The organism is Bradyrhizobium sp. NAS80.1 (assembly GCF_001908205.1).
Lineage (GTDB): Bacteria > Pseudomonadota > Alphaproteobacteria > Rhizobiales > Xanthobacteraceae > Bradyrhizobium.
The window spans coordinates 27,460-49,993 of sequence record NZ_LGHL01000003.1; the positions used below are offsets into that span (position 1 = coordinate 27,460).

A 22,534-nucleotide genomic window follows, 5' to 3' on the forward strand; every position below is an offset into this window, starting at 1 on the left:
GCACTTACGGGTTCAATAGAATCCTGGTCGCAAGGCGGCGACAGCTGCGTGTCCGGTCTTGTAGTGGCAGGATCGCCCTATCTGGGCCGTCACGAGCAGAGTAGGCCTAGGATGCGTGTCTTATTACGGATCGCTAGCGGCGCACCAAATAGCCGCGCTCGCCGGACCAAACTCCTCGCTCGCTTAAAAGGCCGATTGGAGTGGTGCGGATTGGTGAAATGCGAAGTTCGATCGATCTGATGATGGGGGCGCAATTGTCCGAATGCCCAGCAACACCGATCGACAAAATAGCGAGGCGCTTCGGCTCGCACTGAGTAATGAGTGGTTTATGCACCGCGACGGACGCCGGCTGTTGGCACTCAAGCGCCTATCCTCGCCCGCTGGCTGAGAGTCAGCTGATTCTGCTGAACTACCAGTACTCAATCCGACAATCCTGTTGATCAACTTGCATGAGAAGGCGCAGCAAGTCATCTCTTTGTCGGAATGATACGGATCGTAAGTACCGCAGCGGTCGTTCGCTCTCAAGGGTGCTCGGCTGGAGTTCTTGGACGTTCGCAAGGTTGCGATTGGGATGTCGCCGCCAGGGTGTAATCGCTGTCGTTGAGACGCTTTTGATCTGTGCCATCGCGCGTGCGGCGTTTGCCGCAACGGGCTCTCGTGAACCGAGCCGCTCTGCGTCTCGGCCGACGGCTTCGATCCCTCGCGCACCGTATAGTGTCTCTCGCCGGAGGCGCTCGGTCCCGGGTTCCGTCGCGTTCCGCGCCGGCGCTATGCTAACCCTCCTGCGGGTGCCTTTTTAACCGGTCTCGAGACTGCAGTCGGTCCCGCGTCCCGCCTGACGGCGGCGCTATGCTGACGCTCCTGCGGCTGCCTTCTTTGGCCCGCAGTTGCGGGCCACGGCCCTTGAGGATTCGAGCGCGGAACTGTGCGCCGCGTTCTTGCGTGCGGCACTGGGCGTTGAGCCGACGGTGCGGCGCACCGACTACATCGCCTCGTGGCTTGAGATGCTGCGCGAGGACAATCGGGCGATTGCCCGCGCGGCAAGCCAAGCCAGCAAGGCGGCGGATTACATTGTCGGTTTTTTGACAGATCCCGCTGTCGGCATAGCAGGTGGGGATGGGGAGTGTGAGGCGGCTTGAAGCATCTCTTCTTTACTCGGAAGAAGAGTGAGAGGGGGGGTGGAGTTTCCGCGACGGGTTGGAAGCCGAGAGAGAGGCTCTCGGCAGCCCGCCGTGGAGCATCGAAATGGTGGAAGCTGTCCCGACGATCACGACCTGTGACTTTACCTTCAGTAAGGTGGCGTTGGAGCACCACCAGATTGAGTACATCGGCCAGCGGGAGGCTGCGTGATGTCACGCGGCGCTTCCGAACTGGCGCGGCGCCTCGCGCGAGAAGCCGAGGCGGTGTGCCGTCACTATCTCTCGAACGGTCGGCGCCAAGGTCGCTATTGGCTGGTTGGCGATGCCCGCAACACGCCGGGACGCTCGATGTTCGTTCGATTGAAGGAATCGCCCAAGGGGCCAGCCGGGAAATGGACTGATGCCGCAACGGGCGAGCACGGTGACTTGCTCGACGTCATCCAAAAAAGCTGTGGGCTCCTCGACTTCCACGACGTGGCGAATGAGGCGCGCCGCTTTCTCAATTTACCTCGCTCGGACTCAGAGCCGTCGCCGAAACTTGCGCACACCAGAGCGCCAATCAGCTCGCCCGAGGCGGCCCGGCGGCTCTTCGCCATCTCGCAGCCAGTTGCCGGGACTCTCGCAGAGGTCTACTTGCGCAATCGGGGCATTTTAGCGTCACGCGACGATAGTGCGCTGCGCTTCTACCCGCGCTGCTACTACCGACGCGACGAGGACGCGCCCACCGAGATATGGCCGGCATTAATCGCACGTGTCACGGATCTTGATGGCCGGGTCACCGGCGTGCATCGCACCTGGCTCGATCCCGATGGCTTCGATATTGTTCGCTTGGGCAAAGCGCCGATCGACACACCGCGACGTGCCATGGGTGACCTTCTCGGTAATGCGGTTCGATTCGGGACGGCCGACGACGTGCTGGTGGCGGGAGAGGGCATCGAGACCATGTTGTCGCTGCGCTGTGCAGTTCCAACGCTGCCAATGGCTGCCGCGCTTTCCGCAAACCATCTTGCTGCCCTGCTGCCTCCGCTGCAGCTACGCCGACTCTACGTCGCGCGCGATCTTGATGCGGCCGGCAACTTCGCGGTAGCGGCCCTGACCAAACGCACCTTGGACGCCGGTATCGAGGCGATACCGCTGACGCCCCGGCTTGGAGACTTCAACGAGGATCTGCTCGCCTTTGGCCTCGATGAGCTTCGTGAGGCCTTGCGCGTACAGCTCGCTCCACAGGACGTTATGCGCTTCATGTCCCCGGCGGCTGCCGAGACGAGTTGAACGTGCGTTGCTTAAAGGGCGTCGCGGTCGGTTGTTTGGGGCCGCGGCCGCCGGACAGAGTCGCGCCCGAGGCCTTCTGGAGGGCGATCGGACGGCAGGCGGGTGCGGCCCTGCAATGGCAGAGATTGCGTCTATTTTCCGCCGGCGCGCCTCGCGCCTTTGCATCGCGAAACAAAATACCCGCATCTCTGCAATCCTCCGCTGTCGCTTCGGCCCTTCGCTTTCGCTTCGGGTTCTGGTCCTTTCCACCCGCCGTCAAGTGATCGCCACGAAGGCCGCGATGGGCGCGGCCGATCCAGCAAAGGGCCTCACCCATGATGACCGACCACGACGACACCGATTTCGAACCGCCGCACGCTCCGTCTGCGACCGATCACATCCTGAGCGAGCTTCAGCTCTATGGCTATCGCCCGTTGCAGGGTGAACCCGATCCAAGGCCACTTCCGGAAGGCAAGGTGATCGCCGGTGCTGTCGCCGACATCTTCGATGCCTTAGTCTCGACACTGAATGACACTCGCCTCGAACCGGATCTTGAGGACTTGCTCTGGTCGGCCGTCAATCTCTTCCATCGTGCGGCGGCCCGCATCGAACGCGAGCTCGACACAAACGAGCAGGCGCAGCAGAAGAGCCAACGGGGGCAAAATGGCTCGGAGGTACGATCCGTCGAGCTAGAACGGCTCACTGCCGAGGGCATCACGCTCATAGAGCGCCGCAATGCCATGGAAGTCTTTCGCGACCAGGCTGCCGAATGGTTCGAAGTCCACACCGGCACGCCCTGGCGGCCGCGGTCTGGATCAGTCATCAACCACGGCACGCTCACCGCCGCGATGATCGACAGCCGCGATTTCCTCGCCGCCAAGCGTCGGGCCGAAACCGAGGTGATGGTGCCGGCCGGCCCGAAGATCGCGCTCACCGGCGGGCTTGACTTCAACGACGTTTCGCTCGTTTGGGACCGGCTCGACAAGGTTCACGCGAAGCATCCCGACATGGTCCTGCTTCACGGCGGTTCACCGAAAGGTGCTGAATTGATCGCTGCGAAATGGGCCAGCAATCGCAGGGTACCACAGATCACCTTCAAACCCGACTGGACGAAGCACGCCAAGGCTGCACCATTCAAGCGCAACGACGCCATGCTGGCAATCATGCCGGTCGGAGTCATGTACTTCCCGGGGACCGGCATACAGGACAACCTCGCCGACAAGGCGAAGAAGCTCGGCATTCCGGTCTGGAAATTTCGCAAAGACGGCGCGTGAGCGCCGTCTTACTCGACTCCAGCCGAAAATCGGTTCGCGCGGGCACCGCCAGATGAAGCTAGCCCGCTCATCAAAGGCCATTTCATCCGAGACCTTTGTCCGTCGCGTCTTGGCCTGTACATCCAAATGCGCCCTGACGGAAGGCCGACCATGGATTCGTCCTCAATGTCGCTGGGCTCATCCTATTTTTCTGGCTGACCCTTCTCTCGCGACATGTGCCCTGTCGTTCATCGCTGCAGTTAGAATTGGCTCGATGAGATCGGTCCCTCGAGGCTACAGACGAGTGTCTTTGCCAGCGCCGGATCGAGAGGCGCTCGGGTCGAAACTCGAGCTGATTGAAATGCTCTTCGCAAGACGCGCCTGTGAATCTAATCCGATGTACCGTCAGTCACTCTCGGCTTTGGCCGAACGCGTCTGCGTATAGTCGTTCAATCTTTGAGACCTCGTCATCCGTCAGCGCAGCGAATTCATTCTCTCTCGCGCGCTTCGACAGCCTGCCCTGATTCTGTCTGAGGAAGCCGAATAGATTGTTCAGCGTCCGCTCTGGCATGTCGATCATGTTCTCGATGCCGGCGCGGAACGTATCGAAGCCGAGAAGGAAGCTGGTTTCGTTCGGAAGATCCCGCTCTATTGTCTGGCGCACGCAGGCGTACAGAAACTCCGCGTGCGGCGTCGCATCGAAGAACCGGTAGAAGTCTGCCGTATCGTTGAGAACCCTGACATTGCCGCTTGAGGTCGCCTCCCACCTGATGCAGGACAGCAGCCTGCCCGAATAGCTCTCAAGCACGTTCTTATACTGAGCGATCCGATCGAGGATCGCCGAGGACACAGGAAAGTGCACGCCCGCCGGGTTGAACCCGCGACGTGCGAGAACATGATGCATCAGATAGCGATGAATGCGCCCATTGCCGTCCTCAAACGGGTGGATATACACGAAGCCGAACGCGAGAACGGCCGCCGCGACAACGGCATCGAGGTTGTTCTCGGCGCTGTGGTCGAAAGCGATCAGTCCAGCCATGAGCGAAGCGATGTCCTCATGCTTTGCACTGATATGGTCCGGAATGGGCCGTTGCGTGTCGCGGTCGTGCTCGCCGATAAAGCCGTCGTCCCTGCGAAGTCCGAGCTTCACGAAACGCTCGTCCCCGATCACAATGCGCTGTAGGCGAAGAAACTCCTGCTCGTCGAGCGGTGCGCGACCTGCTTCGCCAATGGCGCGGCCCCATCGCTGGATCCGATCCTGCGGCGGCCTTTCTCCTTCTATCACGTAGCTGGACTTCGAGTCCTTCAGCAGAAGGAAGGCGGCGGTACGGGCAAGCAGATCCTTCGGCACTTGGCTCACGACGGCGCGCGCGCGCTCTTTCCAGTCCTGCGCGATGAATTCGTTCAGCGCAGCAGTCTTAAAGACGAGCGGACAAAATTCCGGCGTGCCGGGAAGGTTGTTGCGGACGCGATGCCGAGCCGAATTCTGCCCCGCGCCACCAAACTGGATGTCGGTATCGACAGCATCTACATACGAGACCTTGTCCGCGGCAGGCAGGCTAAGCTCGCGGCCAAGCAGCCATTCGTACAAGAACCAGATGCGGCGCGTGTACACCCCTGTAGGCTTCCGTCGCACAATTTCGGCAACGTCTTCGTCCTTGACGGCGAGGAACAGCCGCTTGAGGAGGGCGAGATCCAAGCCCTCGTACTTGAGCGCAAAGGTCAGGTGCCCCTCAAGCGAGGCCTCAGGCGCATGGCGCGGCGTATAGATGTGCCAATCGTCCTGTTCAACGATGCGGTGCTTGATGCCGATCGCCGAAAGCGCCCGGGGAACCGGGACAGGCAGATTGTAGGCGTCGATCAGGGCGGCGTAGCCCACCGGGATGGCCGTCTCGGGTAGCCGTCGGTCGTGAAAAACGTTCACTGGTCCTGAAAATCGTTCGCTCATGGTAAATTTCCCGAAAAAAGCTCCCGTCTCCTGAATTTTCTTCGCAGAAGCCCTTAAAACCATCGAAGCATAAACAGTCCATGAAAAACAATCTCCAAATGCGAGTTTTGTGAAAATTATTCACCGACTGGTTCCGCTCGCCAGTCTGGCACCCAGCCTCCCGTTGGGACTGGCCATCCTCCGGCCGAGCGTGCCGTGCGTTGCTCTCCGCGTCAGTGGCCACTCCTCCGAGTTTGAAGACGGCCAGATCGAAAGAACATGCGAACGACACATGCCCACGACTGCGCTGTTGCCGGCGGCCCTTGCAGCACTGTCACTGCGACCCGAGGTCAACCCGGTCGGAGATTCGCATGTACGCGGCAGGCCAACGGAACGCTGTGGCGTGCTGGTCAATCAGCAGCAAGTAATTGAGGCCCGGATGCTTTGATCGTGTGATGACTGAGAGAGTTGAGATCAGCTTTTGACGGCACTTTCGGCCGTACCCGCGCCCTGCACGCGGGAAACGCCCGCGCGTGCGATGAGGTTTGCTGGTGTTTGCCGAGGCGCGTCTTCCTTGCCGTTAATGCGCGGCCGTCAGCATGTGTCCGATCGATCCAGCCTAAGTCCTTGTGGTGCGTCGGTGTCGGAATCCATGGTGCTCCGTCAGTTCGTTCACGGTGCGCGTCCAACGCAACCTCGAATGGGCTGATCAGGCCCGAGGGCCGGCAAGAGCCTCGATCGCCTTCCCGCAACGGCTGCGCCTGCTTTTTTCCCCTGCCGCGACGAGGCGGCATTCCTCGCGGGAGACAAAAAAGCAGGCTTGCCGCCGTCCTCCGCTGGCGCTGCGGGCCTGAAGGCTGCGGGCCGATCGCTCCCCGGGCCAAGGATCGCCATCGAGGCTGCGATGGGCGCAGCCCGAGCAACCAACAAACGGAGACTATCATGGCTACCATCATCGGCACCTTCACCGCTTCGGACAACGGCTACGTCGGCTTGATCAAGACGCTGACGCTGAACATCAAGGCAAGGTTCGCCGCGTCCGAGAAGGACAACGACAAGGCGCCCGACTACCGCATCTTCGCAGGCATGATCGAGTTCGGCGCCGCCTGGAAGAAGACCGCCCGCGACAGCGAACGCGAATACCTCTCCGTCAAACTCGACGATCCGAGCTTCCCGGCCCCAATCTACGCTTCGCTGGTGAAGGTCGAAGGCGACGCGGGCTTCACCCTGATCTGGTCGCGCCGCAACGGCGACTGATCCCTCGGAATCATCAGCCCCGCCTCCTCGGAGGCGGGGCTTTTTGCGTTTTCTGCGCAGCATTGAAGGAAGCAGAAAGAGCATTTTTTTGAAGGGTTGCTAAGGGCTCCGCCCTCGCGCCGGCAAGGGTGAAGCTCACTTCGTGTGCCGGCTGGAGCGGTGTCCCCGGTCTTCCGCGCAAAGGATCTTCATGACGACGTCGTCATCAGGCGCGTGCAGACGCGCAGCCTTCGGCGCGCCCTTGCCAGGCGGGTGATCCCCCTCCGCGTCCTGCCGCCCTTGCCCTTGCTACCCCACGTCTCGCCGACGGGCAGGGTTGCAGCGCAGCGCTGCGCTTCAACCTCAGCCCATAGGAGAATGACCATGAACATGAACATGATGACTTTGTCCCAAAGCGAACAGCCTTTGTCGGGCGGTTTCCGCGTGGATGTATCGCGTGGCCAGCGGATCGGCCGCGTGTCGTCCGAGTGGTTTGCGCGACCGGACGACGAGCGTTACCTGAATTTGCCGGACCTCTATGAAGCGGTGCGAGGACGTGCCGAACGCGCGCAGGCACGGACGGTGGAAAGCCGGGCTATCCGGGTGGAGGCGAACTGCGAAAATTCCGAGCGGCTGGCCCTGACGGTGCCGGGACGTGACGAGCCGGTGGCGCCGACGCATTGGAGCTTTGGCCAGTTGAGTACGCTGGTTGGCGCGCCGACCTCCTACCTGCGGCAACTGCCTGCGGCACTATCGGCCATCAACCTGCAACACGGCTTGCTGTCACATCGCGCCTTATCCTAACACTGTGATCCTGTCTCAGAATCAGGCATGGAGCCGCGTCACCGCTGTTGCGGTGAAGCTCTTCAGACGTCCGAGTCAAGCGTTCCCGCAGCGAAGCGAGGACAACGCTTGACGCGGCGGCGCCACCACAAGCTATTCGAAGGGGTGCAGGCGAAGTCCTGCAACCCTGCCACGCGGCGAGCGGGAGAGCGCGGAGGGGGAACCCCTCGCATCCTAAACAAAAAGAGTCGCGCCGAAGGCGCTCCGCTTGGGTATGTGCGTGCAGTTGTACTTTACGAACCTTGACGTGCTGTCGCGTCCGCTTCCGCTTTCCATTGATGGCCTTGCAGTGAGTACCGCGCCCGGTGCGCTCGACGTTGCCGAGCGCGCCGGGCTGATCGACGGCATGCCGTTCATCCTCATGGATGATGGAAGCTACGATCTCAATCTCAATCGATTCTTCCGCGCCTGCCCAGGGATGGGCGCGCGCTCGCCGAACACCTAGCGGTCCTACGCGCGGGACATTCTGGTCTGGGCTCGCTTCCTTCGCGAGCGGCGCGGCGGCAAGACGGTCTGGCAAGCAGACCGCCATGACGTTCTGGCGTTCCATCGAGCACGGCGGCTATCTGCGGCTCCCTACCGCATCTCGGCATCGAGCTGGAATCGGGGCATCGCGGCGCTCGACAAACTCTATCGGTGGGCCGTCGAAGAGGGGATCATGACGACCTCGCCCTTCAGCTACGGCGTGACCGCTTATAGGAGGGCGGGGACGCGCGCGTTGCTGGCGGCGACGGCGAACCGCTCGCGCGAACGTGCCGCGCGGCGGCACGATATGCGTTTCATCGATCTTGGCAGCTATTTGCTATTCCGCGACGTCGGCTTGCGCGGAAGGCTTCCGGACGGTTCGGAGGACCCGGCCTGGCGTGGCCGCAACGGCGAGCGCAATGCGTTGTTCGCGGAACTCCTGGTCACGACCGGTCTGCGGTTGTCCGAGGGCGGCAGCTTGCTGCTCGCCGATCTTCCGCGCAGGTCGGATTCCAGCATGCGCTCGCTCCCGTTCGACCTTCCCGGGGCGGTCGCCAAGGGCGGACGACCGCGCCGCATTCGCATCCCCCGCCGGGTCTTGAAGCTCGTCAGCGACTACATCGATCTTGAGCGAATGATCTCGGCAGCCCGGCGAGAGCCGACGGTGTCCAATCCGTTCTGGTTGACGTCGGATCGCGAGAAGGTCGTCGACGCGAAGGGCAAGCGGGTTCGCCTCGACCGGCTGACGCCGCGCGAGCGAGGCCGTGTGCTGACCGGCGCGCCCGGCAAGGCGCAGCATGCTCTGCTATGGCTGACGGAAGGCGGCGCACCCGTCCCGTCAGCAACCTGGGAAGCCGCGTTCCGCCGCGCCTGCGCGCGCTGCCACCGTTTCGGCATCGACGTCAACGTGACGCCGCACACGCTGCGGCACACCTTCGCCGTCAACATGCTCTCCATGCTGATCCGTGAGCAGATCGGGATCGTGTTCGATCCGCAGGATCGACATGGCGCGGCCTACCGTCGGATTCTGGGGGATCCGCTGCAGAAGCTCCAGCACCTGTTGGGCCACGCCAGCGTGACCAGCACTTACATCTATCTCGACAGTCTTGCCGAAGCGCAGGAACTGGTCGACGCGGCCGCCGATCGCTGGGCCGAAGATGCGGCCGGTAACGCGCAATGACCGATCTGACAGCTGGACCGGTGCGGCGGCCGGGACGCCGCGCGCTGTTTCCTGAGGCATTGCCTGATCCCGAGGGCGAAGCCGCCGCTGCCATCGCCTCGCTCCGATTCACTGTCACCCTCGCGGATCGCAGCATCACGATCGATCTGACGATGCTGTCCGGCCGCAAGGCGTTGGCCCAAACGCTTGCGGGCGCGCTCTGGCGCGCCTGTCAGGTCGGCGGCCCCGTAGGCTCGATCTCAACCGCGGCGGCGTATGCCAGTGCGCTCAAGCTGTTCTGGCGGTATCTCGATTCCGTCAGCCCCAGTGTCACGCGCCTCTCAGACATGAGCGCGGCCTGCATCGACGGATTCGATGCGTGGATGGAGGAGAGTGGGCTGCACCCCAATCACAGGCTTCACCGCATGAGCAAGGTGCTCAATCTATGCCGGCTCGCCGAGGCCGCCGAGCCGGGTTGTCTGCCGCCCGATGCCTCGAGGCGGCTGATGTACACGAGCGACCGACCGGGGGTGCGCGCCCGGCCACGCGATGCCTACGGCGATGATGTCGCCACGGCCGTGCGGAACGCCGCTCGCACCGATCTCACCACGCTGATCGGTCGCCTTGCCGAGACGGATCGCATTCCGACGCTCGAAGATGCCGATCGGAGCAAAGCTCTGCAAGTTGCGCACGAACGCGCAATGGCTGTAGTCGACGCCGAAGGCGTCATTGGTCACCGGCACCCTGTCTTCAAGCGGCTCTACACGCTTCGCCGCGAGAGCGGCTTGTCGAACGATCGCCTGATCCACGATCTGCACGGCCGCCGTCATCTGCTCGCCATCGATCTCCTGCCGCTGATGGTCTTGCTGTCGCTCGATACCGGGCTGGAGATCGAAGCGATTAAGGACTTGCGGTCGGATTGCCTGAAGAACCCTGCGGGCGGCTATGTCGAGATCGAGTATTGCAAGCGGCGGGCACGCGGTAACGAGTGGAAGCGGTTGCGCGTGCGTGATGGCGCTTCATCGACACCGGGCGGCCTGATCCGCAAGGTGCTGCAGTGGACCGCTCCGGCGCGAGGCCGGCTTGCCGCCTGCACGCTCTGGGCTCACTTCGCCTGGGGGCGGTTGACCCCGCGCGTCCTCGCCACGAAGGAACTTGTCGCCTCATGGACCGAGCGACATGGTATTCGCGATGAAGAGGGCAAGCCTCTCCGGCTCAACCTGACACGCCTGCGCAAGACGCACAAAGCGGCTTGGTATCGGCGAACCGGCGGTCAACTCGACCGCTTTGCGGTCGGCCACAGCGTGGCCGTTGCGGCCAATCACTACGCCGATATCCCCGCGCTTCGCCATATCCACGAAGCCACCATCGCCGACGCCACAGGGGACGCGCTCGACGCCGCCCTGCATCCGTGCGTCCTCTCATCACAAGATGAGGCAGCCATTCGAGCCGATCCGGACGAGGCCATCGGTCTGCCGGTTTCTGGGCGTGCGGCCGTCAACGCGCTGTTCAGCGGCGAACAGGATGTCTGGCTCGCCAGTTGCGGCGGTTTCTACAAGAGCCCGTTTGGCGACGAAGGGGATGCCTGTTCGTCGCCGTTCTGGGGCTGCCTCGAATGCAGCAACGCGGTGATCACCGCACGCAAGCTGCCCGCGCTCCTGTCGTTTCTGAGCTTTATCCGGGCGCAACGACAGTCGCTCAGCGAAGCCGACTGGATCACCAAGTTCGGCCGCATTCATGGGCGGATCGCCGATCAGATTTTGCCGCGGTTCAGCGCGGCCGAGATCGAACAGGCCGGCCAGCTCGCGGCATCGGACCCGACGCTTATTTACCTCCCGCCCGAAGCTGGAGCACCATGATGCCCGCCGTTAACAACGCCTTGCTGCAGCCCGCATCGCTGCCATCGGCCATCTATGGCGACGACGAGCCTGTGCTTGCCGGCATTCCGGTCAGGGAGGATGCCAACCGAGCGCAATTCCCGCGCTTTGGCGATGACCACTGGGATTTGGGAGCCGCCATCTTCCGGGTGAACGCCCGCTACAGCAATTACCGGCTCAATTTCGCCCGCATCGTCGATCCTGTGACCCGGCGGCTCGCTAAGGAGTATGTGCTCGCCCGCCTGCGCATCCATGTGCCGGGATACCGGGCACCGTGTGGTGTCGCTTGGGCGATCCGGCTGCTGCGGTACATCCAGCATTTTGCAGCGTTCCTCACCGCACGTATTGGCGCCGTCGATCTGCACCGGATCGATCAGCCTCTCCTCGACTCTTATCTGGCGCACGCCCGCGACGGCGGCCGGCGAACGCCGCACGAGACAGTGAAGTATGTCGAGGTGCCGATCGACCTGCATCATCTGTCGCCATGGCTGACGGGCCGCGGCATCGGCTTTCTGCCGTGGCGTGGGCGTGCGGCTCACCATGTTGCCAAGCGGCCGCCGGCGCCGGCCGAGAATGCCACGCCGCGCATTCCCGAACCGATCATCGGCGCCATGCTGCGCTGGTCGCTCAAATACGTCGAGGTCTTTGCGCCGGATATCCTCGCCGCGCGAGTGGAACTCGATGCGCTCGAAGCCCGTTGCGAGCAACTAATGGCGGAGGACGCGCGCGCCGGACGAGCGGTCGCCGAGACCTATCGTGCGCGCATGATCAAATGGCTCGAGGCGCGCCGGATGGTCGGCAGAGGCGTGCCGATCTGGGAGCGGGCGCCCAATGTCGCCCGCCGCATCGACCTGCAAACGGGCGCAGAGACACCACCTTACAATCTTCACCTGATGCGCCTGCACGTCGGCGCTCGCGAGAGCGGCCGTGTCAGCCAGTCCGAACCGACGGCACGGCTGATTGATCAGGCGGCGGCCGAGCTCGGGACCGAGGTCGGCGGCCTCGATACGCCGATCTCGATCGACCCGGACACCGGTATGCCGTGGCGCCAACGCTTCGACGGCCTGAGCCTCGCCCGGGAGGAACGCATGCTGCAGGGCGCCTGTTACGTCATCTGCGCCTACCTCACCGGCATGCGCGACAGCGAGGTGCAGGCCATGCAGCCGGGCTGTGTGTCGGCGGAGCGCAGCGCCGACGGCTTGGTCGAACGCTACCGGGTGCGCAGCACCGTCTACAAGCGCCAGGGGGCGCGCGGCGTGACGGCCGACTGGATCACGATCGAACCGGTCGCCCGCGCCGTTGCGGTGATGGAGGTTCTCTCGGCGCGCAATCGCCGGGAGAAGGGATTATCATCTCTCTGGGTGGCGCTGAAGGACTGGCCCTGGAGTGCCGATCATCTCGGCATCGGCGCGACGCCGACCCTAAACTTGTTCCGCGAAGGTCTCGATGCGCGCTCTGGCGACGAACCGGTCATTCCGCGGATCGCGGATGAACCCTGGAAGTTCACGACCCGGCAGCTTCGCCGGACCATCGCATGGTACATCGCCAACCGCCCGTTCGGCACCGTTGCGGGCAAGATTCAAGACAAGCATGCCTCGGTCGCCATGTTCGAGGGGTATGCGGGTTCGGCCCGAGGCGATTTTCGCTTGGCGGTCGAACGTGAACGCGCCCTCGGGCAGCTCGACGACATCATCGCCCATTATGAGGCGTTCCGTCGCCATGAGGGTCCCGCCGGACCGGCCGCCGCGCGACTGCGACGCGAGTTCGCCCGTGTGCAGGATGAGCTTGGTGAGCTGCCCGGCCGGATTGTAGATCGCAAACGATTGCGCACCATGCTCGCCCATCTCGGCCGAACCTTGCATGTCGGCTTTCTCAACGACTGCCTTTTCGACGCCGCGACCGCGCTGTGCCTCGCAGCCTCGCCCGATCCTGAACGCACCGCACCAGCCTTGTCGCGATGCAGTCCGGATCGTTGCCCCAACGCTTGCCTGACCGCGCGCCATCTTGAGCCATGGCAAGCCTCGATCGCGGAGGGCGAAGCTTTGCTCAGCGACGGTCGCCTGTCGTCGCTGCAACGCGCAGCCATCGCGCAGGACAACGAGCGCAAGCGCCGGCTGATTGCACCCCTTGTAGATGGTGGCGCATGACCGCACGAACGGGTTCGAAGAGCGAGGCGGCGTTGCGGGCGGCGATGGCACGATTGCTCGACGGTCGGCCCGAGCGCACCGACGGCGCGCTCACCGTCGCCAACCTGGCGCGCGAGGCAGGTGTCAGCCGGGCTACCGCGAACCGCGCCGCGGATCTTCTCGCCGAGTTTCGTGTCGCCGAAGCCCGCCAGCGCCGATCGTCTCCCCAGACCCTGAAGCAGCGCATCCGCACCCTCGAAGCCGAACTCAGAGCCGTGCGCGGCGCCGAGATGGCCGAGTTACGTACGCGCAACCGCACGCTCGCCCAGCATATCCAGATCTTGACGTTGCAAGTCGCCGAACGGGATGCGGTGATCGCGCGCTTGCAGGAAGAGCTCGCCCAATCGCGTGAGGCCAACGTCATTCCGCTGCGGCGCTCATCTCGCGACGGCGCAGGCTGAGAGCCGCGCAGCATCCCATCGCAGTCTGATCCCGCAGCGGCCGCTCGCATGGTCATCGTCTCCTGTGCTCGCCCGTCGAGGCAGGGGCTCGGTTGTGGCAGACGCTGCCGACCCGTCAACCCTGTTCCGCACCAGCGACCGAGAACAGGGTGTGACGGGCCGGCCCGCCGCGTCTGCCCCTGATGCCTCGCCCTCGACGGAGAGGGCGAGCACAGGAGACAGACATGACCAGGGATCGCAACAGCACCGCCCAAGCCAGCAAGGATATCTACGAGCGCGTCACCAACCAGATCATCGCCGCCATCGAGGCCGGCGCTGGCGAGTACCGGATGCCTTGGCACCACGACGGATCGTCCATCACCACGCCCGTCAATGTCGCCTCACGCAAGGCTTATCGCGGCGTCAACGTCATCGCGCTCTGGGCCGCGGCGCAGGCGAGCGCATATCCGAGCAGCATCTGGGGCACCTATCGCCAATGGCACGAGCTTGGCGCTCAGGTGCGCAAGGGCGAGCGTGGCCACTTGGTGGTGTTCTGGAAGCAGACCGATCGCGACCGCGACGTCGATCGTCAGGACGGCGATCAGGATAGTGATGAACCGGCCTGCCGCATGTTTGCCCGCGGCTAAGTCGTCTTCAATTGTGCCCAGGTCGACGGCTACACGCCACCCGAGCTGCCGGCGTTGCCGGAGACCGAACGCATCGCGCATGCCGAACGCTTCTGCGCCGCCCTTAGCATCGATATCCGGCATGGCGGATCGCAGGCCTGCTACATCCCATCCAGGGACTACGTGGAGATGCCGGCGTTCGCGAGCTTCCGCGACGCGATCGCTTATTACGCCGTCTTGCTCCACGAGTGTGGACACGCCTCCGGCGCCAAGCATCGCCTCGATCGCGATCTCACCGGACGGTTCGGCTCGGCTGCCTATGCCATGGAGGAATGCACCGTCGAGTTGCTCAGCGCCATGATCTGCGCCGACCTCAATCTCAGCGTCGAACCGCGGCCCGATCACGCCGCCTATGTCGCGTCCTGGCTCGAGGTGCTCCGCTCCGACCAGCGCGCCATTTTCACAGCCGCCAGCAAGGCACAAGAGATCGCCGACTGGATGCATGCCCGGCAGCCGGCGTAAGCCGGTTGCGCTATTTGTCGCGCGTTCAGATGCTCGGCTCGTTGTTTCCCGCGCACCGTCCGAGTCAGAACCTGCATCAATGGGAGCTGCACGAAGAGAACCGACACTGTCGGCTCGGACGGCGTTATTGTGCCGCTGCGCTCTTGAGCTACCTGTTCAAGAACGGAATCGCGGTCTCCGCCACCGCGTCTGGCAGCTCCTCGTGCACCGCCAGCTTCCCTTTTGCGAGCCGTTCGGACCGAACGTTCGGAAGGTCGGCAAGCGCTTCCATCTCGGCGCGAGACTTCGGTGGAGTCTCGTTCCCATAGACGACGAGGATCGGCACGTTCGCGTGGCGGGCGAGATCGAGGAAGGCGCCACGGCTGTCTATCCGATCGAGGCCGCCGGTCACGAAGCGCACCGAGCCGTGCCGGGCGCCTGGCGCGCGGGTGACAGCGAGCTTCTCGGTCAGGCGGTCCCCCGTCAGCCAGCCTGGATCGCTGTAGACGTGCTCGCGTGCCATCTTCCTGATCACGATGCGGCTGACGTTGAGCCGGTAGAGCAATGGCCCGACGACGGGATGATCGACCGCCGCGCGCACACGCGCGAACCAAGCGCGCGTCCCACCCATCATGGTCGGCAAAGGTCCCCGCCATGTCGGCGCGATCAGAACAAGCCGCTCGATCGTGCCGGGGTGGTAGACTGCCTGATAGAGCGCATAAGTCGCGGCATGGCCGGCCGCGATCACCGCATGGGGCGGCGAGACGATCTCGCTCAGGAACCAGTTGAGGAAGGCCGAGAGGATATCTGGCGACCAGTCGTCCCGTGGGCGCGGACGATCGCCGAAGCTCGGCCAGTCGACGGTTGCGACACGGAACTGCGATTGGAGCCTGTCGAAGAGCGGGCGCATTTCTCCCCGCGTCGAGATCGAGCTCAAGGCCGGCAGAAGTACCACCGAGCGCCCGCTGCCGGCTTCATCCATGCCGAGTGCGATTTCTCCGCGCTCCCATCGGCAGCGAATCGTTCGCTCCATCGCGCTGCTCAGGCTGCCTTGGCCTCTGGCTCGAGGTCTGGCGGCGCTTGCACCGTCTTCTCCGGCGCCGGTAGCAGCCGTGCCGAGTTGAGGATGAACACCAGTTCGGACACGACATGGATCGCCGCGGCGAGCAGCGGGTTCAGGAACCCGAAGGCGGCAAGCACGATGCCGAGCGTGTCGACCCCGATTGTGCCGGCAAAGTTCTGCCAGATGATGCCGCGCGTGCGGCGAGCGACGGCGAGCGTTTCGACGAAGCGTTCGAGGTCGTTGCCGAGCAGCACCACATCGGCGCTTTCTTGCGCCACATCCGTGCCGGAGCCCATGGCAACGCCGACATTGGCTTGAGCCAGCGCCGGCGCGTCGTTGATGCCGTCGCCGACCATGGCGACGAAGTGCTTCTGCGCCACCAGCGCCTCGACACGCTTCAGCTTGTCCTCGGGTAGAAGCTCCGCCTCGATTTCCTTGATGCCGAGCGCAGCGCCCACAACCGTCGCCACGCGCAGCGTGTCACCCGTCAGCAGGACCGTCCGGATGCCCATGCGCTGCAAGGACGCGACGGCCTCTCTTGCCTCGGGCCGGACCGTGTCCGCCACGACGATGCCGCCGAGCAGAGCGCCGTCTCGGGCAACAAAAACCTGCGTGCCCGCGCCGGTCTCATCGTCGGATGAGACTGGCACCTTGATGCCATTGTCCGCCATCCAGGCCTGATTGCCCACCAGGATAGTGGCCTCGCCAAGCTTCGCCGTGATTCCGCGTCCAGGCGTGTAGCCGAAGCTCGTGGGCTCCGCGATCTCGCGTCCTTGGCGGCGGGCATAGGCGAGGATCGCCTTGCCGAGCGGGTGCTCGGAGCGCAACTCGGCCGTAGCAGCAGCATCGAGCAGCTCATCCACCGTTGTCCCAGTGTTCGGCACCACGCGCTGCACCTCGGGGCGGCCAAAGGTCAGCGTGCCGGTCTTGTCGAGCACCACCGTGTCGACGCGGCCCAAGGTCTCCAGATGCACACCGCCCTTGACGATGGCACCGAGCCGGGCCGAACGGCCGATGCCGCCGAGGATGGCAAGCGGCGTGCCGGCGGCGATACCGCAGGCGCCGGCGACGATGATGACCGAGATCGTCGAATAGATGTCGCGCGTGATCAAGAAGGTCAGCGCGGCCGCGCCCAGCGCGAAGTAAACGAGATAGCCGGCCAGGCGGTCGGCGAGGCGCTGGACGGGCGCGCGCGACTTTTCGGCGCGCTCGACCGCCTCGATGATCTTGCCGTAGCTCGTATCGCGGCCGATCCGCTCGGCGGCAATTTCGAGCGCCCCGGACTGATTGATCGAGCCGGCAAAGACATGCGCGCCGGCAACCTTCTCGACCGGCATGGATTCTCCGGTAATGCGCGACTCATCGACGAAGGAATGGCCCGACAGCACGGCGCCGTCGACGGGAATGCGCCCGCCGGGCGCAACCAGGATGGCGTCGCCGACCGACAGTTCCTCCGCCGAGACGGAGTGAATCGCACCGGCCCGGCGCACCGACACCTCACGCGGCAAGAACTCCAGAAGATCGCGGATCGCCTTGCGGCCGCGACCGACTGTCAGGCCCTCCAGCACCTCAGCGACCAGCACGAACAGCGTGATGACGAGCGCCGTGAACAACTCGCCGATGGCCGCCGCCGCAACGATCGCGATCGTCATCGACAGCTCCATCGTCATGCGGCGCTCGACGATGTTCTCGAATGCCTCCTTGAGGATCGGCCAGCCGCCGATCAGGAGACCGACGATGCCGATGAGGCTGACCGTCGCAAACGGCTCCCACACCCTGAACCACACCGCGGCTGACGCGGCCGCGACGAGGGCGATCCGCACAGCCTCCGGCCATTCGAACGGATGGTCGTGATCATGCCCGTGCTCATGATCGTGGTCGTCATGATCATGATCATAATGGAGGTGAGAATGCGCTTCCGGCGCCACGGTGCGCGCTTCCGCGTCGTCTACTAGTGTCAGGCGATGAGAGGTGTTCTGGACGGCCATGATGGCGAGCTCCGGTCCTATTTGAGATAGGCGCGCACGACGTCGATCAGCTCGGCGGCGCCTTCGTTGCGTTGCTTCTGCTCGAGGTCGGCATCGGCCACATGCAGTTGAATGTGGTCCTCGACCACCTCGGCCATGAGCCCGTTGATCGCGCCCCGCACCCCGGCGATGAGCTGCAGCACGTCGGCGCAGCCCCTTTCTTCCTCAAGCGCCCGTTCGACCGCCTCCATCTGGCCGCGGATGCGGCGCACGCGGTTGAGCAGCTTCTGTTTCTCACGGGTCGTATGCGACATGCGGCCTCCTCATATTGCCGCATATATAATACCCCCCTATACTATTCAAGATGGCGCAAAGAACTCCCTTTCAAGCCACTCATCCCTAGCCATTGTGTCTCACGCCGCTGGTCGCCCTGAAGACCCCAGAACGTATGAGGTCCGCTGATACTGAGACAGCTTGACTGTTCAGATAACGCGCCGAGCTCGTGAAAACATTGGAGACCAATAACGGGCGCGTTGAGCTTCGCGCTGTCACCGGGCCGGACTATGGCCGCATTTGGGACCATGAACTGGTTGCGGCGGTCATGAAGATCGCAGGCAATGGCACGGGTGACACGCGGTGGAAGGTCCCGGGCGTGATGGATTGGTCAACCATGACCCACAATCCGTTTGTAGACGTGACCAAGGACACCACGACGCTTTACGCCAGCGATCGCGATGTATTTCTGTTTCTGGTCGACGATACCAATCCGATCGAGGCGGGCCGCTTGGCGGACGGGTCGCCGGAAATTTGTATTTTCGGGGATTTTACTGCTGGAATAGTGAAGTCGGCAGCAAAACGCTGGGTATTGCAAGCTTCTACCTTCGCGCCGTGTGTATGAACCGCAATCTGTGGGGCGTGGAGAATTTCGAGGAGATCACTATCCGGCATTCGAAATTCGCCGCACAACGTTTCGCGCATGAAGCCGCCCCCGCGCTGACGCGCTTTGCCAATTCCTCGCCCGCGCCATTCGTCGCCGGCATCAAGGCCGCACGGGAGCGGATCGTTGCCCGCACCGACGACGACCGGGAGACCTTCCTGCGCAAGAGCGGCTTTTCCAAATCTGAGACATCAAAAATCATCGAAACCGTCTTGGGCGAAGAATATCGCAAGCCGGAGAGCATCTTTGATTTCGTGCAGGGCATCACCGCGTTTGCTCGCGGTAAGGCTCACCAGGATACGAGGCTTGAATTAGAAGGCAAAGCCAAGCGCTTGATGGAGCGTGCAATCTGACACTGTGAGCCGCGCAATCGGGAACGGCCGCGCGGCTTCGGTCGATGCCTGACGCGCCGCCGCCGATGCGGCAAGCCGGATCGGCGGCGGCGACGCGTATCCGCGTCCGGCGCTCGCCGGGCCTCCGGCCCGGCTCGCGATAACCAGGAACAAACTAGAAAAGTGTGATCCTTGTCATCTCACCAATCCCAAGATGGAAGAGCCGCAGACAGTTACTTCTTCTCGCGATTTGGTCGGATCGGCTTGCGCCCCTTGGGCAATGTCTTGGGCGTCGTCGCTCCTTTAGGCGGCTGAAGGAAGAATTCCGATAACTGAACACCAAGCGTTTCCGCCAGTCGGTCGAGCAGATCAATCGTCGGGTTCTCCGATTGCCGTTCAAGGCCGCTCATGTATGATCGATCGATCCCTGCATCGTACGCCAATTGCTCTTGCGGAATGCCGCGATCGACGCGGATCCGACGAACATTCCAGGCCACAAGCGCACGAGCTTTCATGCGCAAAAGCAGCCATTTGGTAGGCCATCAAACCACTGGCTATAACCGATCTATTTCGATAGTTTAGTCCATAAGATAGGCTCAGGCTTCAATGAAGCGCCATATGCTACATGAATAGACCGCCAGTGGACCCCGACGTTGCAGATGTGGCGCCAAATGAATCGGCGATAACGGCCTATGACGAACAGCATGTCGTCACATACATTCGCCTTCTGCAGGCGGAGGGTGAGGGAGCGGACTGGCGGGAGGTGGCTCGTATCGTCCTACATATCGATCCGGAGCGAGAGCCGGACCGTGCGCGGACCGCATATCAGACTCATCTTGCGCGCGCCAAGTGGGTGACCGAGCAAGGGCGCCTCTTACGCGGCACTGGCTCGAAATAGAAGAAAATCGCCGACTAGAGCCTTTGCAGCCGAAACAATTTTCTCCCGTTAACCGGTGGTCGTTCTCATGCACCACGTGGTGCCAAACTAGGGGCTTCCTACAACCGCCTCGTTCATAACTATTGCGCCGCAATCCTTGTTAGCTGCGTGCAATGGGGTGGAAGCAATGCCTGAATTCGACTGGCGATCGCCGGATTCGTTTAAGAGCCTAGAGAACGCCGAGATCACTCACATCGCCTGGGAAGGCCTTCGTATGAACGTGGACTACCAACGCGATTACGAAACAATGATCGCGAACAGCCCCGATGGAGAAGTGACCGAGGAATTCAGGAGGAGGTGGGGCATCTGCTTTCGCCCACGATCCGCAGCGGTCTTTCAAAGAACAGGCAATCTTTTGGACACCTGAGGTTCTAGCGTCCGTTGTTCCGGTGGCAACCGCCCCGGCTGTTTCCCACAAGTCAGCGTCTCACCCGCTGCTAGACTTTGCAGCCGGACAGGTGTGCCGCGCCGCTGACGGCTGGCATGCGGTGCTGCACATCGGCTCGGTGGAGCATCGCATCTGGTCGAAACAGCCGCTGATCGCGGGCGCTCACTACGCAGCCGAGTTGCCGTTTGACGGCGATTTCGAAGCGCGCGCGCACGCTGCTAAGCGGCTGTGGCGCGCGATGAATGGACGCGCGCCGGGACCTGCCCTTCATCGCTTGCCCAAACAGCGGCGCGAACGATTGTGCGCGGCCCTTCGCGCGGTCGCCGCGTATTTCGCCGGAGCGACTTATCGCAGCATCGCAGCGGCTCTGTTCGGGGGAAAGCGCATACCGGATCGCGCTTGGAAAACACACGATTTGCGCAGCCGAACCATCCGCCTGGTACAGGGCGGCCTCGCGTTTGTGCGCGGAGGCTATCGCAAGCTTCTTCGACCCGGGCACAGGCACGAATAGCGCCGCTCCTCTGGGGGTGCCGAAAATCGCCCCATCCATATTCGGCATCCCCCTCCGACACCGCGCTTCTCCATGATGACCGCACACACGCCGGCGCCGCCAGCCGCAATGCGCTGTCACCTTGGAGCTCTCAAATGCCAGATCCGATGGCCGGTCTACCCCCGCGCTTCCTGCGTACACCGGAGGCCGCGCGGTACCTCGGTCTCTCAGGTCGCACGCTAGAGAAGCACCGCACGTACGGCACCGGCCCGACGTATCGGAAGATCGGCGGGCGTGTCGTTTACGCACTGGATGATCTGAAGGCTTGGGCCGATCTCGGCGCCAAAACGTCGACGTCGGATCCAGGCAAGGGCACCGTGCTGCCGGCCAAGAAACATCCGGTCCTGCGCCCGTATGCGGGCCAGGAACGTCGCTGATCACCGGGCAAGGACAGTGACAATGCGGCGTCGGCATCATTCCGAGCGCGACCAGGTTGAACTTTTTCGGGCGCTGCCCGGCGATCTCGCACCGCGCAATGCGCAGGATGTGATGGCTTATCCCTTCTTTTCGCTGGCAAAAACAAAGCGGATTGTGCCGATCGACTTCCGAGCGGGTGCAATCGCAATTCGTGTCGAAGCCGTGCCGGAACACGGCATGGCGACCATCTGGGATGCAGACGTTTTGATCTGGGCCGCGTCCCAGATTGTCGAAGCCCGTGACGCCGGCTTGAAGACGTCGCGCCTGATGGCTGCAACGCCTTACGAAATTTTGACGTTTGTCGGCCGCGGCACCAGCGCGCGCGACTATGACCGGCTGAAGGCTGGTCTCGACAGACTTCAGTCAACGACCGTGCTGACATCGATCCGCCAGCGGACAGAGCGCCGACGGCACCGTTTCTCATGGATCAACGAGTGGAAAGAAACGGCCGATGCAAACGGACGTCCATTCGGGCTCGAACTGGTCCTGCCTGATTGGTTCTATGCCGGCGTGATCGATGACGCACTCGCGCTCACGATCGATCGCGCCTATTTCGATCTGACGGGAGGGCTCGAGCGGTGGCTCTACCGGCTCGTTCGCAAGCACGGCGGGCGGCAGAACGGGGGCTGGAGTTTCGATCTTGTGCACCTCCATGCCAAGTCCGGCATCCTCTCGCCGCTCAAGCACTTTGCTTACGATGTACGTCAGATCGTCCAGCGCCAGACATTGCCCGGCTATCAGCTCGTGCTCACGCGCGATCCGAACGGTACCGAGCGGCTGAACTTCGCGCCTACGCCCGTCGATCCCTTAACGGCACGCCTGCGCCGGCACGGTCTCATTCCAAATTCGGAGGACAGCCTGTGAATCAGCTCGTGCTATCGGGGACCGTAACCCTCGTGCTATCGGGGACCCGATCCTCGTGCTATCGGGGACCGGAATCGAGCTTAAGAGCTTGTTTCTCCGTACCTTCTAGCCGCTCTAACTTTACTAACCAAAAATCCTTCGGATTTTTTCTAACGGACCGGACCACAAGTGTCGGTGCGCGAGGTTTCGCGAACTGGTGCAAGGTTTCGCGAAACGGCTCCAGGATTCGCGAACTG

At 63.1% G+C, this 22,534-nt stretch carries 20 protein-coding genes and 4 pseudogenes; 18 read left to right on the forward strand and 6 right to left on the reverse strand.

Features of this window, described 5'->3' with window-relative positions; genetic code table 11:
* The first annotated feature begins 887 nt into the window (after positions 1–887).
* From AC629_RS00505 to AC629_RS00515, 3 genes are all read left to right on the forward strand, one after another.
* Positions 888–1,139 (forward strand): zincin-like metallopeptidase domain-containing protein, encoded by a 252-nt coding sequence (locus tag AC629_RS00505; protein WP_084802831.1) that lies wholly within the window; start codon positions 888–890, stop codon positions 1,137–1,139.
* A 210-nt stretch (positions 1,140–1,349) separates the two neighbouring features.
* Entirely contained in the window at positions 1,350–2,411 is a 1,062-nt protein-coding gene (locus AC629_RS00510) for a DUF7146 domain-containing protein (RefSeq protein ID WP_084802832.1), read from the forward strand.
* Positions 2,412–2,728: 317 nt separating this feature from the next.
* The gene (locus AC629_RS00515; protein WP_084802867.1) at positions 2,729–3,664 is read left to right on the forward strand and encodes a DUF2493 domain-containing protein; all 936 of its coding nucleotides are present in this window, start codon (positions 2,729–2,731) and stop codon (positions 3,662–3,664) included.
* Positions 3,665–4,052: 388 nt separating this feature from the next.
* Here AC629_RS00515 and AC629_RS00520 read toward each other — a convergent pair whose 3' ends face one another.
* Positions 4,053–5,591 (reverse strand): Fic family protein, encoded by a 1,539-nt coding sequence (locus AC629_RS00520; RefSeq protein ID WP_210418976.1) that lies wholly within the window; start codon positions 5,589–5,591, stop codon positions 4,053–4,055.
* Between the two features lie 921 nt (positions 5,592–6,512).
* On the opposite strand from AC629_RS00520, the gene AC629_RS00525 reads away from it, so the two are divergent.
* The 5 genes and pseudogenes from AC629_RS00525 (at position 6,513) to AC629_RS00540 (ending at position 9,294) form a co-directional block, all read left to right on the forward strand.
* The gene (locus tag AC629_RS00525) at positions 6,513–6,827 is read left to right on the forward strand and encodes a DUF736 domain-containing protein (protein ID WP_084802834.1); all 315 of its coding nucleotides are present in this window, start codon (positions 6,513–6,515) and stop codon (positions 6,825–6,827) included.
* A 369-nt stretch (positions 6,828–7,196) separates the two neighbouring features.
* A pseudogene (locus AC629_RS00535) lies at positions 7,197–7,601 on the forward strand (DUF932 domain-containing protein); the annotation flags it as partial.
* Positions 7,602–7,938: 337 nt separating this feature from the next.
* On the forward strand, positions 7,939–8,094 hold the full coding sequence (locus AC629_RS48130; RefSeq protein ID WP_245331644.1) for a hypothetical protein: 156 nt from the start codon (positions 7,939–7,941) through the stop codon (positions 8,092–8,094).
* 12 nt (positions 8,095–8,106) lie between these two features.
* Positions 8,107–8,292, forward strand: a pseudogene (locus AC629_RS48135) (site-specific integrase); the annotation flags it as partial.
* A gap of 15 nt (positions 8,293–8,307) precedes the next feature.
* A complete protein-coding gene (locus AC629_RS00540) occupies positions 8,308–9,294 on the forward strand; it encodes a tyrosine-type recombinase/integrase (protein ID WP_245331645.1) in 987 nt (328 codons plus the stop codon).
* Between the two features lie 422 nt (positions 9,295–9,716).
* On the opposite strand, the gene AC629_RS48140 is transcribed toward AC629_RS00540, so the two are convergent.
* Positions 9,717–10,103 carry a hypothetical protein gene (locus AC629_RS48140; RefSeq protein WP_245331646.1) on the reverse strand — a complete coding sequence of 129 codons (387 nt, stop codon included), beginning with the start codon at positions 10,101–10,103 and terminating at the stop codon, positions 9,717–9,719.
* Between AC629_RS48140 and AC629_RS48145 the strand changes: the two genes are divergently transcribed.
* The 4 genes and pseudogenes from AC629_RS48145 to AC629_RS00560 all read left to right on the forward strand — a co-directional run bounded on the left by AC629_RS48145 (position 10,059) and on the right by AC629_RS00560 (position 14,864).
* Positions 10,059–11,132, forward strand: a complete 1,074-nt coding sequence (locus AC629_RS48145) for a hypothetical protein (RefSeq protein ID WP_245331647.1) — start codon at positions 10,059–10,061, stop codon at positions 11,130–11,132. The genes AC629_RS48140 and AC629_RS48145 overlap by 45 nt on opposite strands.
* Entirely contained in the window at positions 11,129–13,297 is a 2,169-nt protein-coding gene (locus AC629_RS00550) for a hypothetical protein (protein ID WP_084802837.1), read from the forward strand. Before AC629_RS48145 ends, AC629_RS00550 begins: the two co-directional genes overlap by 4 nt.
* A gap of 32 nt (positions 13,298–13,329) precedes the next feature.
* Positions 13,330–13,737, forward strand: coding sequence for a hypothetical protein (locus tag AC629_RS00555; RefSeq protein ID WP_245331648.1), 408 nt, complete (start codon positions 13,330–13,332; stop codon positions 13,735–13,737).
* A gap of 224 nt (positions 13,738–13,961) precedes the next feature.
* Positions 13,962–14,864, forward strand: a pseudogene (locus AC629_RS00560) (ArdC family protein).
* A 148-nt stretch (positions 14,865–15,012) separates the two neighbouring features.
* Here the strand turns inward: AC629_RS00560 and AC629_RS00565 are convergent.
* From AC629_RS00565 to AC629_RS00575, 3 genes are read right to left on the reverse strand one after another with little or no spacing between them, the layout of a single operon-like run.
* On the reverse strand, positions 15,013–15,876 hold the full coding sequence (locus AC629_RS00565; protein WP_084802839.1) for an alpha/beta fold hydrolase: 864 nt from the start codon (positions 15,874–15,876) through the stop codon (positions 15,013–15,015).
* Positions 15,877–15,884: 8 nt separating this feature from the next.
* A complete protein-coding gene (locus AC629_RS00570) occupies positions 15,885–17,894 on the reverse strand; it encodes a heavy metal translocating P-type ATPase (RefSeq protein WP_084802840.1) in 2,010 nt (669 codons plus the stop codon).
* Between the two features lie 17 nt (positions 17,895–17,911).
* Positions 17,912–18,187, reverse strand: a complete 276-nt coding sequence (locus tag AC629_RS00575) for a metal/formaldehyde-sensitive transcriptional repressor (RefSeq protein ID WP_084802841.1) — start codon at positions 18,185–18,187, stop codon at positions 17,912–17,914.
* Positions 18,188–18,363: 176 nt separating this feature from the next.
* On the opposite strand from AC629_RS00575, the pseudogene AC629_RS44725 reads away from it, so the two are divergent.
* Positions 18,364–19,163, forward strand: a pseudogene (locus AC629_RS44725) (DUF932 domain-containing protein); the annotation flags it as partial.
* Positions 19,164–19,375: 212 nt separating this feature from the next.
* On the opposite strand, the gene AC629_RS00585 reads toward AC629_RS44725, so the two are convergent.
* Positions 19,376–19,657 (reverse strand): helix-turn-helix domain-containing protein, encoded by a 282-nt coding sequence (locus AC629_RS00585; protein WP_084802843.1) that lies wholly within the window; start codon positions 19,655–19,657, stop codon positions 19,376–19,378.
* A gap of 110 nt (positions 19,658–19,767) precedes the next feature.
* On the opposite strand from AC629_RS00585, the gene AC629_RS48150 reads away from it, so the two are divergent.
* The 5 genes from AC629_RS48150 (at position 19,768) to AC629_RS00610 (ending at position 22,298) form a co-directional block, all read left to right on the forward strand.
* The gene (locus AC629_RS48150) at positions 19,768–20,040 is read left to right on the forward strand and encodes a DUF2285 domain-containing protein (protein ID WP_084802844.1); all 273 of its coding nucleotides are present in this window, start codon (positions 19,768–19,770) and stop codon (positions 20,038–20,040) included.
* Between the two features lie 166 nt (positions 20,041–20,206).
* A complete protein-coding gene (locus tag AC629_RS00595; RefSeq protein ID WP_084802845.1) occupies positions 20,207–20,446 on the forward strand; it encodes a transcriptional regulator domain-containing protein in 240 nt (79 codons plus the stop codon).
* Positions 20,447–20,705: 259 nt separating this feature from the next.
* Positions 20,706–20,978, forward strand: a complete 273-nt coding sequence (locus AC629_RS48155) for a DUF2285 domain-containing protein (RefSeq protein WP_245331653.1) — start codon at positions 20,706–20,708, stop codon at positions 20,976–20,978.
* 134 nt (positions 20,979–21,112) lie between these two features.
* Positions 21,113–21,394, forward strand: coding sequence for a helix-turn-helix transcriptional regulator (locus AC629_RS00605; protein ID WP_018272755.1), 282 nt, complete (start codon positions 21,113–21,115; stop codon positions 21,392–21,394).
* A gap of 22 nt (positions 21,395–21,416) precedes the next feature.
* Positions 21,417–22,298, forward strand: a complete 882-nt coding sequence (locus tag AC629_RS00610) for a replication initiator protein A (protein WP_084802847.1) — start codon at positions 21,417–21,419, stop codon at positions 22,296–22,298.
* The last annotated feature ends 236 nt before the right edge of the window (positions 22,299–22,534 follow it).